This is a genomic window from Adhaeretor mobilis (assembly GCF_007741515.1).
In the GTDB taxonomy this organism is placed as follows: Bacteria; Planctomycetota; Planctomycetia; order Pirellulales; family Lacipirellulaceae; genus Adhaeretor; species Adhaeretor mobilis.
On record NZ_CP036263.1, the window covers coordinates 851248 to 863401 of the forward strand.

The window sequence follows — 12154 nt, forward strand, 5'->3', positions numbered from 1 at the left end:
CGAGATTCTGCCTACAGAACGCCTGCGTCGATGTCTTTGTTCTGAAAGACGCCCCAGAATCAAAGCCCCGAGAGAGGCAACTTGTTCTGCCGTCCCAACCCAGCGCCAACGGCAAACACGCCCAGAAGTAGGAGCGCGGCCGGCTCGGGGATTGCTGCGGTGCTGGCATTCTCACTGCTGCTACCCGCTTGCTGCTGCCAGATGAGAAAGTCGAGCCCGTCGCCGTTGCCGTCTCCGTATGCAGCCTGCCATTCATGGAGGTCGTCGCCATCGATGTCCCCATCGAGATCAAAGTCGCCAGCGAGCGGACCAAGGCTGCCGAGCGGATCATGGGCTACCGAATCGAGATAGAACGTCGCTTGGCCACTTCCACTGAACTGAATCGAGTCAATGGTGACTGTGGGCCCAGTAATGATACCTTCTTCGTTGACCCACGCCTCCCACTGGGAGCTATCCTCGAAATTCCATTCGTACAGATGCCACTCACCATCAGCGATCACTAATTGCTCGACTCCGCGATCTGCGGTCAGAGGGTCGTCGATCGCTATCGTTACCGAAATCCCCGCGTCATCTGTTTTCAACCAAAAACCGATGTATCCGGTCGCGTCGAGCGCTAGGTTCGTTTCGGGATTTGCCGATGTACTGCCGATGCCCGAGACGTGTCTCAAGAACCAACCCTCAGGATCGCCATCGATATGGATCTCTTGAGAACCGATTCCTTCATGGGCTTCGGTGGTCACTCGAATTGCGCTTGAGCTAGCCCCGATGCCTTGGTTCGACCCAGAATAATTTGTCGGCCTGTTGAAGTACCCTTCGTCGGTCTCAAAATCGGCTAGCATGATCAAACTGCCAGGGTCCTCACCGATGAGCAATTGCTCTAGCTCGACTAGCGAGCCTTGGTAAACATTTCTATCAACGTTACCGCTTACGCCGTTGACGCTGCCTGTTGCGGTCCATTGCCAGAATTGCCACGGTTCCCAGAGTGCTGTGTCGCTTTGAACGGGAGGGTTGGTTGTGCCCGTGCCTCGCCACCATGCTATCCAGAGATCGTGAGTGGAGGCAACTGGAGATGTGTAGTGAGTGTTAGCACCGGACTTGCTGGTATAGATAATTGGTCGCCGCCCTAGAGTTTCGTCAACCGTGTCGGAGAATATCTGCACCCAGTTCGAAATAAATTCGCGTTCCAGATTAGAGTTGCCGAAATCAGGCAGGCCTTCAACATCAGCCACTGGCGGCAGGTACAGCCCTGTCTCGTAGTAGGGCATGATTTCGTCGAGAAAATCGTTGGCTTCACTTACAGCGTCTAAATAGGGATTGGACCCTGGCGCAAATGCACTGCCATCGTAGTCTGTAAATGGCACACCGTTGAAACTATCGATGCGGGCGAAGTGATAGGGTCCGATGTGGACACCTGCCGCAGTAGCTCCTTGCATGTTTTCGTGAAAACGTGAGTCAACAAAATTGACACCTTCGGTCGCTTTTACAAACGCAAAGTCAATCCCGTCGCTCTTGACAGAGTTCCAATCGACAGAGCTTTGCCAGCGTGAAACGTCGATACCATCAACATAGGCTGCAGCTGGCGCTGTAGCAAATGCCATCACAACAAGTGAGATTGCGAGAGTTCTGCCAGGCATGGAACGTCACCGGTTTCAGAGATAAGTCAGATGAATTATGACGGGCTAAGGGAATGTCACACCAATCCATTCTACCAAGACCAGCAGCAGAGCAAGAAAAAGGAGTGCGCAGAACTCTATCCCCTAAGCGCACAGTGGCTTAAATCGTTCAAGCAGTCGGTGGTCAGTCCCTCGCGTCCCCACGCATGGCATCGACACGTCTGTCGAATCCGACATTCAGAAAGTGCGATAGCCCAATACTTTCGGACAGTGGCGGGAGCCGGAATAATGATTCCCAGAGGAGGTCCGCACATTGGACGAATGAGCGAAGCAGAATCGTCCAAACCGCCAACTTAGCGACCTTTTTAGCGGCCATCGCGCACCGCGAAACAGGTGGCCTGAAAATGTCAAACGAAAGTCGCTCACGGCGAGTCGCGCGACCCCCACAAACCCGCCGGCTTCAGCCGGTGGTAGTTCAGTCAATATCTCCCTTGGAGGGAAGGCGTTCGTCTCATCCCCTCGGGGAAGAGTGTGGATCCGATGACGGATTTTGTACCTTCGCACGGTTCCACCCGTTTGCCGAGAAGAGCCGCGTTAATCCGTGCTAGCCGTGGCTGTCACTGAGCGCTGGGGCGCTAGGCTGCTCAGCTCACTCGATCTCTCGTTTCACCACCGGCCAACCGCTCGACGGCAAGTACCGCAATAAACGCTACAACGGCGAGCGTTAGGCAACTGGTGCATTGGGCAGTCCAACTGCTGGGCATGAACGGCTCGTACTCCTTCAACGACAATCGCTCGACATCGGGAGTCTTGTCGATTTGAAAGGGCCAAATCTTGCGCAGTGAGCCCAGCATGAATCCGCACAGTACGGCCATCGTCAGATCGTGGTAGTGCTCCAGCAACCAGCGCAGCAGTTTGGAGAATCCGATTAGTCCGACCGCGCAGCCCGCAGCAAACACGGCAAGTGTCGTGAGATCTCCGACGGTGAACTCGAAGTGGGTCAGATCCTTGATGATCTTCGTAATCGATTCATACGAGCCGAGAATCAATAAAATGAAAGCACCACTAATGCCCGGTAGAATCATCGCGCAAATGGCGACCATGCCGCAGAGGAAGAAGTAGACCGGGTTGTCCGAAGCTTGAATCGCTTGCAGTCCGACGAGCCAATAAGCGAACGCGGCTCCAGCAATTGCCAATGCCACGCACAGTCCGGCCCGTTGCGAATTCGCAGGCTTGACCATTTTACCAACCAGCAGGGCCGAGGCGAGAATCAGGCCGAAGAATACGGCCAGCGTTGGGCTCCGCTCGTGTTCCAGCAGATAGTGCATGAGCGTGGCCAGCGCTGCGACCCCCGTGAGAATGCCTGCCCCGAGAGTTGCCAGAAATCGGAAGTCGATTCGGGCAGCCGCTGCTCGCCATTGTCGCCCAGCAAGCATTTTTAGCAATTGTCCGTCAAACTGGCTGATTGCCGTAACGAGACGCTCATAGATGCCAACGATCAACGCCACCGTGCCACCGGATACTCCGGGCACAATGTCTGCGCTTCCCATGAGCAGCCCCTTCACGAAGACGGCAACGCTTTCAGTGAACTTGTGATTCAACTTCCTATGGCTCCTAGTCCTACGTGGCTTTCACAATGAGGTTGCAGTGTCCCGATCTCTTCGGCTTTCCCTGCAAAGTGCAGAGTCTAACGGAGCTTTGCTGGGGAAACGACGGTTAATCTGGGCAATTCAGTGAACCCCGCACTTTGTGCGCTTCGAGTCAACCAATCCTGGGGAAAGATAGCATTAAGTTGACCCGGGCTTGCAAACAAATTAAGCTTAGTTCGTTCTGATTTGCATAAGAGTTTGTGGCACCACTATACGTGTTCTCGAAGCCCATCGCAGTTTCGACTACGCACTTATCATTTCTTCCTGTCGCCACAGGTTTTTTTTATGTTTTGTTTTGCGTCATCAGAGCGGTACAAATCGAAGAGAACGAAGCGTCGTTTTTGAATTCTGCTAGATCCCGGCCGGCACGCAACGAGTTACAGGGTCGAGACTGATGTTTTCAGTTGAGATTCAATGGCGAGTGACTGGCGTGACGCGGTTGTTATCTTCGGTTGAAGACGTAGCCGGGAGCAGTGTACACAGATAAGCGGTACAGGACAGGTAGTTGGTCGCGTGGTGTTTGGGGATACATCCACCGCGTTGCTTCAAGAGCGGTATCTACCGACTAGGCCTCGGTGATGCGCGCTGCACAACACGACGAGCACCATGTTTGTCTCAAGAACGACTGTGGGCTGGGAGGCACTGGCTCCCGCCAAACTAAATCTTTACCTCGACGTTTTGGGACGTCGCGCTGATGGTTTTCATGAGCTTGAAATGCTCATGTGCCCGGTGCGTCTCTTCGACCAACTGCGCTGGACATCTAACGACCGCGCCGAGATTCACTTCACAGAAGGGGAGTCTACCGAGAGATTCCGATTTAGCGTCGCAGGAACCGATGTTCCCAGCGATGAGACCAATCTCGCGATGAAGGCGGCACATCTATTAGCAGCCGAGGCCGGCGTTGAGCCTTACGGAAGCTTGTCACTCACGAAACGAATCCCTACTCAGGCAGGTATGGGGGGCGGCAGTAGCGATGCCGCGGCAACACTCCAACTCTTGAACCAGGCGTGGGGTGTGAACTATTCAAAGCAGCGACTCACGGGTCTTGCCGCTCAACTCGGCAGCGACGTGCCGTTTTTCTTCGCGGGCGGGCCTGCGGTTTGTCGTGGACGAGGAGAAATTCTGCAGCCACAGAGCGGGCTACCGAAGTTGCATTTCGTTGTGGTGAAGCCAGACGAGAGCATATCGACCAAAGAAGCGTTTATGCAGCTCAACGCGGGTCAGTTTGACCCTCAGAAAAGTGAGGGCCGGGAGAAACCTTTGGAACGGCTCTTAGAGTTGCTTCGCAACGGCATGCTCACTGCGGCTGCGAAGGCCATGAGTAACAGCTTCCAGTCAGTGATCCTCGCTAGTCAGCCAATACTGGCCAGCTTGCAGGCCCAGATGACGGCACTCAATTCTTGGGGAGCCACAATGACGGGTAGCGGGTCAGCCTTTTTCGGTTTGTGCGGCACTGCCCAGCAAGCACGCCACTTGGCAGGCAAGCTGAGGGCAGTTTTGGAAGACGGTAGTCGTGCGGGAGCTAAGCACGAATTTGGGGAAGGTCACTATTTGAGAGGGAAGACACCCAGGACACACGGGACGGTTTGGACGACATCGACTTGCTATTGAGCGTTGCCCTGCCATTTGCATTATATGGCTGAGGCACGCAGGAAGAGACCACCGTGGAAATCACCGAAGTAAGAATCAAACTCATGGAAGAACCGGGCGAACGCCTCCAGGCGTTTTGTTCGATTACATTCGACAATTGTTTTGTCGTGCGCGATATGAAAATCATCGAAGGCACCAGCGGCCCTTTCGTGGCCATGCCTAGCCGCAAGCTCACTGCGCACTGCCCTAACTGTGGCATGAAGAATCACTTGCGTGCTCCATATTGCAACCAGTGCGGGAAATCGTTGCCACAAGATCGCTTACCAACGGATACCGACGGTCGAACCAAGTTGTACGCGGACATCGCCCACCCGATTAACTCCTCCTGCCGCGAGATGATTCAAGATCACGTGGTCAAGGAATACTACGAAGAGCTTGAGCGCGCCAAGCATCCAAACTACGTGTCGCGCTACGATGACTTCGACGTGGAGTATCGGCCTCAGAAAGCATCCGATTCTGGCTCTAACGCGACGAAAGAAAAGCAGAGCTCGCGGCGAATCGACGAGCCGCATGAAGCCACTGGTCTTACCGAACTACAATCTCCGCAGCGCACCGACTCGAAGAGTTCCGGTTCAGAAGACTTCGGCGAAGGAGTTTTTTAACATCACGGTTTCTTGAGACTCAGTTAGCCGCCGAGCTTGCTCGCCGTGGAGTGTGCGGCGGGGTACAGGAAGGGAAGGCTCGAATCGCGTCGCCTAGGCAGCAGGCATAGCCCAAACAATTGGTGGACACGCGGCGAGCAAGCTCGTCGGCTAACGGGAACGTGTAGAATTGGCGCGATGTCTTGCGACAGAGCACAACTAACTAGCCGGCACCGTTTTGACTCTCGCCGCCGATTCTTGCCAGATTGCCTTTACGAAATGCCTCGGCCATTGCCTTGGGCACTTCTGCTTGGGCGAGAATGACCTCGGCACGGTTTAGCGCGACGTTGGCTTTCATCTCCTGCTCACGCGCTACGGCATTCGCCTTACGCTGTTCTGCCAGGGCTTGAGCCATGCGCGTATCGGCTTCTGCTTGGTCAGCCTGAAGCCGGGCACCGATGTTCTCGCCGATGTCGATATCTGCAATGTCGATGGAAACGATCTCAAAAGCCGTATGTGCGTCGAGGCCCCGCTCCAAGACCGCCTTGGAAATCCGATCAGGATTCTCCATGACTGCCAGATGATCTTCGGCCGAACCGATGGAAGTAATGATGCCCTCACCCACGCGAGCGATGATGGTTTCCTCAGTCGCACCACCAATCAGCTGATGCAGGTTCGTGCGAACGGTCACGCGGGCGCGAATCTTGAGCTCGACACCATTGCGGGCGACCGCGCTGAGGGTGGTTTTCGAGGAGCGATCTGGATCGGGGCAATCGATCACTTTGGGGTACACACTTGTGCGTACCGCATCGAGCACATCACGGCCGGCCAGGTCGATGGCCGCGGCCCGATCGAAGTCCAGATCGATATCCGCCCGCTGGGCAGCCACAATCGCATTGATGACTCGCGGCACATCGCCGCCAGCAAGGTAGTGAGCTTCCAGTCGCCGCGTGGTGATGCCTGTCTCCGCATCGGTACCCACGCCAGCTTGCATGGCTTGAATCTTCGCATCCACAATCGTGCGCGGGTTCACTTGACGAAGGGTCATCCCCAGCAGGCTTAGCATGCTCACACGTGCATTTGACGTATACGCTTGCAGCCACAGATTGCCGAACTTGAAAAACAAGCCGACGATCACCAGGACCAGAATCAGGCCGATGCCAATCGCCCCCAGGAACAACAGGTGCTTGCCTTCGAGGGCCAGGAGGAGCGATGCGTTTTGCATGAGGTAACCTGCAAATCTAGTGTTGAGGAATGATCAGAAACGACGCTGGGCTATCTCTCAGCCACGGCTCTGGTGAGTATATCATGATCGGCGAGGTCAATGTCAGCGGCTTGCTTAAAATCGAGTTCGATTCCGGACCGCTTGGCGGCCACGAGCGCCTGAATGACCCTAGGCACATCGCCACCGAGGATATAGTGGTTTTCCAGCAGATCTGCTGTGATCCCAAACTTGGGGTCATGCATGATGTCTGCCTGCGTGGCTTGGATTTCAGCCTCGATGATCGTTCGCGGATTCACGCGCCTTAACTTCATGGCCAGCAGGCGAATCATGCTGACCGGCACACCCGAGGCAAATGCCTGCAGCCAAAGGGAGCCGAGTCTCGCAAACTGCACGAGAATTGCCAGCGCCACGAGAAGCCCAACGACAATCACCACAAGCAGTAGTATTTGTCCGTCTTGCATCGCAATGATAGGCAAATTGCACGTCATCGATCAGCTGGGAGTTTCTACAAAAACGGCAGCACGAAGCGCAGGATAATCGATTCGTGGGATAAATTGAAGTAGATGCGTAAGCGGAACCAGTGGTAAACGCCCCCCACACTTCAGTCCCTATTCAATCCATCCGCCACCCAGCGTTTGCTCCCCGTGATAGCACACCGCCGCCTGACCGGGGGCTATGGCGAATTGGGGCTCGTCGAATTCTACTGAGAAACGTCCCTCGTCGAGCAATTCCACGGTGGCCGGGGCACTCGAAGCGTTGTAACGGATTTGCACTTCGCAGCGCTGGGGAATCTCCTCGTGCTCGACCAACCAGTTGCAATCCTTGGCAGTGAGTTCCCGGCAGCCCATTTCCTCTCGATCCCCCAGGACGACGTTGCGTGACTCGGGCTCGATGCGGACGACAAACTTGGGCTCGCCGAGCGCCACGCCCAGCCCTTTGCGCTGTCCGACGGTAAAGCCTTCGATGCCGGAGTGCTTGCCCACGACGGTGCCGTCAGTGAGTACCAGTTCGCCGGCGGTATCGATACTGGTTTTTTGGTCGCGTTCGTTGCGTACGAATTCGTCATACCGGCCTCGCGTCACGAAGCAGATTTCCTGGCTGTCTTTCTTCTCCGCGACGTTCATGCCCACTTCGCCAGCAAGTCGGCGAATGTCTGGCTTCTGATAACCGCCCACCGGTAGCAGCATGCGCTCAAGATACTTTTGCTTGATGCCGAACAGCACGTAGGATTGATCTTTTCCGGAATCAATCCCGCGCAACAGCTTGGGCGTGCCGCCCGCTGTCTCAAGCCGCGCGTAGTGGCCCGTTGCGACATACTGCGCTCCCACGCTATCCGCGTAATCGAACAGTTTGCCGAACTTAATCCAATTGTTGCACTGCACACACGGATTCGGCGTACGACCGGCGGTGTACTCATCGACAAAGTAGTCGATGATCTGCTTGAACTCGCGGTCGAGATTCAACGCGTAAAACGGAATAGAAAGCCGATCCGCCACCCGGCGGGCATCCTCAGCATCGGCCGCAGTGCAGCAACCCTGCTTGTGATCGAGCCGGTTGACGACGGGCAAATCGACAAGCGACCCGCGGGCTGGTGCGTCCGGGCTCTCCGGATCGTTGGTGCATGCCACTGGCGATTGGTGCCCGTGACGCATGAAAACGCCGATCACCTCGTGCCCCGCTTCGAGCAGTAAGTGCGCAGCAACGCTCGAATCGACTCCGCCCGACATTGCTAGTACGACTCTTGCCATAGAGATTGAGTCTAGAACGGGCGAGTCAGGGCAACAACCTTGAGGAACCACAAAGAACACAAAGTTCACGCAGAGTCGCCTGAAAATAGCGTTCGTTCTCGAAAAGTATCCCAAGCAGAAATTTCTGCTTGAGTCACAAGCTTTCAGGGAAGAAGTGATTTCTTGGTTAGGAGCCTCCAACAAATCTTTATGACTTCGTGCTCTTTGTGGTTCAAAAAGTCCCATCTAGCCGCATACAATAGCAGTCTGTCTCGATACCTATCTTTAGCACCCAGGAGTCCCGCAACGATGTTGGAAAAGGAATGGCTCGATCGAGCCGAAGCGATTCGCACTGCAATCGTCCAACTTCGGGACTCTCTTTGACTGCCCTAGCAAGCAGCAACGGGTCACGGAAATCGACCAGGCGATGGCCGCCCCCACTTTTTGGGACGATCAGGAGACGGCCCAGCCTCTGGTGCAGGAACGCAGCAATCTCGTAGCGTTGCTCAAGCCCTTGGATGAAGCTCTCGCAGGGAGTGAAGATCTCACTGCCATGGTGGAAATGGCTGCTGAAGACGAAGCCTTCGCCACCGAAGCCCAGGGTGAGATCGTACGGCTGGAAAAGGTGGTCGAGGAACTCAAGCTACAGGCATTGCTCAGCGGCCCGCACGATTCGGCCGGCGCAATCATCACGATTAACGCCCGAGATGGCGGCACCGATGCCAACGATTGGGCGGAGATGCTCCTGCGAATGTACCTGCAGTGGGGCCAGAAAAACGATTACAAGGCCGAACTAATCGACCGCCAAGACAACGAAGAGGCCGGCATCAACAACGCAACGATCGCCCTCCGCGGCCCGATGGCTTACGGCTACCTAAGGGGCGAAACGGGCATTCACCGTCTCGTGCGAATCAGCCCATTCAACTCGGAAGGCAAGCGCCAGACGAGCTTTGCGGCGGTCGACGTGTCTCCGGAAATTTCAGACTCGGTAGAAATCGAAATTGACGAGTCCGACGTGCGTACCGACACCTACCGAGCAAGCGGCGCTGGTGGGCAGCACGTGAACAAGACGGACAGCGCAGTTCGACTCACGCATGCCCCAACCGGTATCGTCGTGCAGTGCCAAAACGAACGTAGTCAACACAAGAACCGGGCGACCGCCTGGAAAATGCTGCGTGCCCAGATGGCTCGCCACGAGGAAGAAAAACGCGAACAAGAAGACGCTGCCAAGTATCAGCAGCAAGCGAAAACCGGCTTCGGCTCGCAGATTCGCAATTACTTCCTACACCCCGATCAACGTGTGAAGGATGCCCGCACCAAGTTCCAGATGGGTAACTTTCAAGCGGTGCTGGATGGCGATATCCAAGGATTCCTCGACAGCACACTCCGCTGGCGCGCCGGGCAACCGGTTGAAGAAGGTGACGATTAGATTTTTGAACCACAGAGAACACGGAGGTTCACAGAGGAACAAAGAGATACTGTAGAGATCGCGTCATGCCATCCAAGACTTAGTGCTTCAAAAGATGTTCAACAACCCACTTCAATCATTTACTCTGTGAACCTCCGTGCCCTCTGTGGTTAAAAAAATAGCAGCTGTGCAGTCGCTCAATCCCCAGGGTGTTGGCGTGCGCGTCGAGTTCGCCCAGCTGGCCGATCGCTATTGCCATAAGATTTACGTCGTCGATGGCGAGCAATCGGTGCTCGTGATGGAGTCTGAAGATTTAGGGTCTGAGGATTTGGAGTCTGAGCATGGCGACAGCGTGGGCTCTGCCTGCCCCGCCTATCAAGACCTCAACGTGCAAGAGATCGCAGACAGGCCGGTGGCGGCGCTGGTCGGCATGTCAGGCGATTGCCACTGGTCGCTGATCGTCGAGCCGACGACCGAGCCAGAGCAAACGGGCATCCTTTTCGACGCCGCCTGCCGCATGAAAGCGGCCGTGGGGAGCGTGAGGAGTGTCTACAAGATGGCGCTCGACGCGGAGCTAGGCAAGAGCGAAACGACGCACGAAATCGATACGCCACTGGGGAAGCTCGCTCTAGTCGCTCAGCAAATCAAGGAGGACGCCGAGGGCACGCCGCCCTTAGAAGTGGCTTACCACGAGCGGAAGTTGCTCGTGAGGCGCGAGGTAGTACCGTCGGCTCGGCTACCGGCTACGGTGCGCTGGCGGTATCGAGTTGAATTCAGAAGTGACTAACCTCGATGACCTCGAACTCGTAATTGCCGTTGTTTTTAGATAATAGGAATCTAGTTTGGCGAATCTTGTTCACGTCTCCCTCTTGGTTTGCTTGATTCTCCAGTAGCCAAAGCTTTTCCTCAACTTCATAAGGGAAGAACAAGAGAATGTACTTACCTCGGTCCGCAATGCCCGCTTGAGTTGCCAGATTCTTGATCAATTCTGCAACCTTCGGATCGTCGGGGATTGTGCGTCCAAATGTATTGAATTCCTTAACGGTGCGACTAACCGCCTTGGGGTTTGAGGTAGTCAATTGTGTTGCAGTGTGGACCCGCTTGTCACGCCCAAGGACCGCTAGAGTTATTTTGTGCTGCTCCATGCACTCAGCCAATTCTTCTTCAGATTCAACTTCGAAAGCAATCTTCCATCGCTCCCACCTCGGCACTCGCTCTACAACCCCAACGTTGGGATAGACGACTTTTTGGAGCTTGCTGCTCTGTTTTCGATCTTGTTTTGGCCAGCTTAACCACTTCCTTTTTGCAACTTTCTTTTCTTCAATCGGCACCACTTTGTCGCCATCCTTCAAACTGGGCGGATGAGCACGCTTGCCCACGGGCGGACTGATCTCACGCACCCAGATATTGCGGAAGCGCACCGGGTTGCCGTGATCTTGCAACTGGATAGGCAACTTGCCGTGTGGCTTGTACTCGGGCGGTCTGTCGTAGGGTGTATCGCCCTGTAATTCAAAGTGATTTTGGAGAAGCACGCCGTTGTGCAGCACAGTGATGTAAGCGGGCGACTTAAGGCTGCCGTTTGCGTCGAAGCGTGGTGCGGTCCAGACGACTTCATACACGTTCCACTCGCCGGGCGGACGCATGGCGTTCACCCAAGGCGGGGTCTGCTTATAGATGGCCCCTGCCTGGCCGTCGTTGTAAGTTTTGTGCTGGTAGGAATCGAGCACTTGAAGCTCGTAAGGACCGAAGAACACACCGCTGTTGCCACGCTGTTGGCCAGTGCGATTGCCTGAATCGGTAGGTGCCGACCATTCAATATGCAGCTGGCAATCGCCGAACTTCTGCTTGGTTTTGATATAACCTTTGGTAGCCACAGCGGTACCGTCCTCAATCTGCCAGTTTCCGCCGTTTTTCCAAGCGTCAAGATTCGTCCCGTCAAACAGCACGATGGCATCCGAAGGGGGCTGATCGTCCGTCTTGCCGGGGGTCACCACCTCGGGCTCCTCCCACTCAATACCGGGCAGGTATTCCTTGGCCTGGATAAGTGATAACGGGGCGAAAAAGACCAGAGAGGCAAGCAGCGGAGCAATATAAGGGGTACACATAGAGAATCCTGAGGGGTGGCAGGCCGGACGGTTATGGCAGTGGGTGAATTATTAACGGTTCGCCGCTCTGCCGCAAGAAACTAGGCTCGACCAGGGATTCATCAGTGGTCATTGTCATAAACCGCATCTTGGGCCAAAATGAGGGGCTGTCGGTTCTGACTGACCACTGCCCATTCAAAACATTCAAAATCCGGTC

10 protein-coding genes are annotated in these 12154 nt (G+C 55.3%); 4 read left to right on the top strand and 6 right to left on the bottom strand.

Translation table 11 applies throughout. The annotated features are described in order from the left end of the window. Nucleotides 1–59: 59 nt before the first annotated feature. Together HG15A2_RS03300 and HG15A2_RS03305 are read right to left on the bottom strand one after the other, a co-directional pair. On the bottom strand, nt 60–1598 hold the full coding sequence (locus HG15A2_RS03300) for a glycoside hydrolase family 25 protein (protein ID WP_218932301.1): 1539 nt from the start codon (nt 1596–1598) through the stop codon (nt 60–62). 659 nt (nt 1599–2257) lie between these two features. Then, complete coding sequence (locus HG15A2_RS03305; protein ID WP_145057813.1) at nt 2258–3214, bottom strand: DUF368 domain-containing protein; 957 nt, start codon at nt 3212–3214, stop codon at nt 2258–2260. A 654-nt stretch (nt 3215–3868) separates the two neighbouring features. Between HG15A2_RS03305 and ispE the strand changes: the two genes are divergently transcribed. Together ispE and HG15A2_RS03315 are read left to right on the top strand one after the other, a co-directional pair. Continuing rightward, entirely contained in the window at nt 3869–4873 is a 1005-nt protein-coding gene (gene ispE, locus HG15A2_RS03310; RefSeq protein WP_145057815.1) for a 4-(cytidine 5'-diphospho)-2-C-methyl-D-erythritol kinase, read from the top strand. A gap of 53 nt (nt 4874–4926) precedes the next feature. Further along, nucleotides 4927–5514: a SpoVG family protein gene (locus HG15A2_RS03315; RefSeq protein ID WP_145057817.1), complete on the top strand. Its 588-nt coding sequence runs from the start codon at nt 4927–4929 to the stop codon at nt 5512–5514. A gap of 202 nt (nt 5515–5716) precedes the next feature. On the opposite strand, the gene floA is transcribed toward HG15A2_RS03315, so the two are convergent. From floA to mnmA, 3 genes are all read right to left on the bottom strand, one after another. Continuing rightward, nucleotides 5717–6718, bottom strand: coding sequence for a flotillin-like protein FloA (gene floA, locus HG15A2_RS03320; RefSeq protein ID WP_145057819.1), 1002 nt, complete (start codon nt 6716–6718; stop codon nt 5717–5719). A gap of 50 nt (nt 6719–6768) precedes the next feature. Continuing rightward, nucleotides 6769–7179, bottom strand: coding sequence for a flotillin-like FloA family protein (locus tag HG15A2_RS03325; RefSeq protein WP_218932302.1), 411 nt, complete (start codon nt 7177–7179; stop codon nt 6769–6771). Between the two features lie 147 nt (nt 7180–7326). Further along, on the bottom strand, nt 7327–8466 hold the full coding sequence (mnmA, locus tag HG15A2_RS03330) for a tRNA 2-thiouridine(34) synthase MnmA (RefSeq protein ID WP_145057823.1): 1140 nt from the start codon (nt 8464–8466) through the stop codon (nt 7327–7329). A 291-nt stretch (nt 8467–8757) separates the two neighbouring features. Between mnmA and prfB the strand changes: the two genes are divergently transcribed. Both prfB and HG15A2_RS03340 read left to right on the top strand, forming a co-directional pair. Beyond that, nucleotides 8758–9874 (top strand): peptide chain release factor 2 gene (prfB, locus tag HG15A2_RS03335; RefSeq protein WP_391483915.1). Its coding sequence is split into 2 segments (ribosomal slippage): nt 8758–8826 and nt 8828–9874, totalling 1116 coding nucleotides; the frame shifts between segments, so codons are not numbered across the junction. 145 nt (nt 9875–10019) lie between these two features. Beyond that, entirely contained in the window at nt 10020–10640 is a 621-nt protein-coding gene (locus HG15A2_RS03340) for a hypothetical protein (protein WP_145057827.1), read from the top strand. Here the strand turns inward: HG15A2_RS03340 and HG15A2_RS03345 are convergent. Then, nucleotides 10627–11958 (bottom strand): 3-keto-disaccharide hydrolase, encoded by a 1332-nt coding sequence (locus tag HG15A2_RS03345; protein ID WP_145057829.1) that lies wholly within the window; start codon nt 11956–11958, stop codon nt 10627–10629. The two genes, HG15A2_RS03340 and HG15A2_RS03345, sit on opposite strands and share 14 nt — an antisense overlap. Between the last annotated feature and the right edge of the window lie 196 nt (nt 11959–12154).

Excerpts from the sequence above, each read along its gene's own strand:
- HG15A2_RS03300 (WP_218932301.1), bottom strand. The coding sequence starts at position 1,598 with ATGGCATTTGCTACAGCGCCAGCTGCAGCCTATGTTGATGGTATCGAC.
- ispE (WP_145057815.1), top strand. The coding sequence starts at position 3,869 with ATGTTTGTCTCAAGAACGACTGTGGGCTGGGAGGCACTGGCTCCCGCC.
- floA (WP_145057819.1), bottom strand. The coding sequence starts at position 6,718 with ATGCAAAACGCATCGCTCCTCCTGGCCCTCGAAGGCAAGCACCTGTTG.
- HG15A2_RS03325 (WP_218932302.1), bottom strand. The coding sequence starts at position 7,179 with ATGCAAGACGGACAAATACTACTGCTTGTGGTGATTGTCGTTGGGCTT.
- mnmA (WP_145057823.1), bottom strand. The coding sequence starts at position 8,466 with ATGGCAAGAGTCGTACTAGCAATGTCGGGCGGAGTCGATTCGAGCGTT.
- HG15A2_RS03345 (WP_145057829.1), bottom strand. The coding sequence starts at position 11,958 with ATGTGTACCCCTTATATTGCTCCGCTGCTTGCCTCTCTGGTCTTTTTC.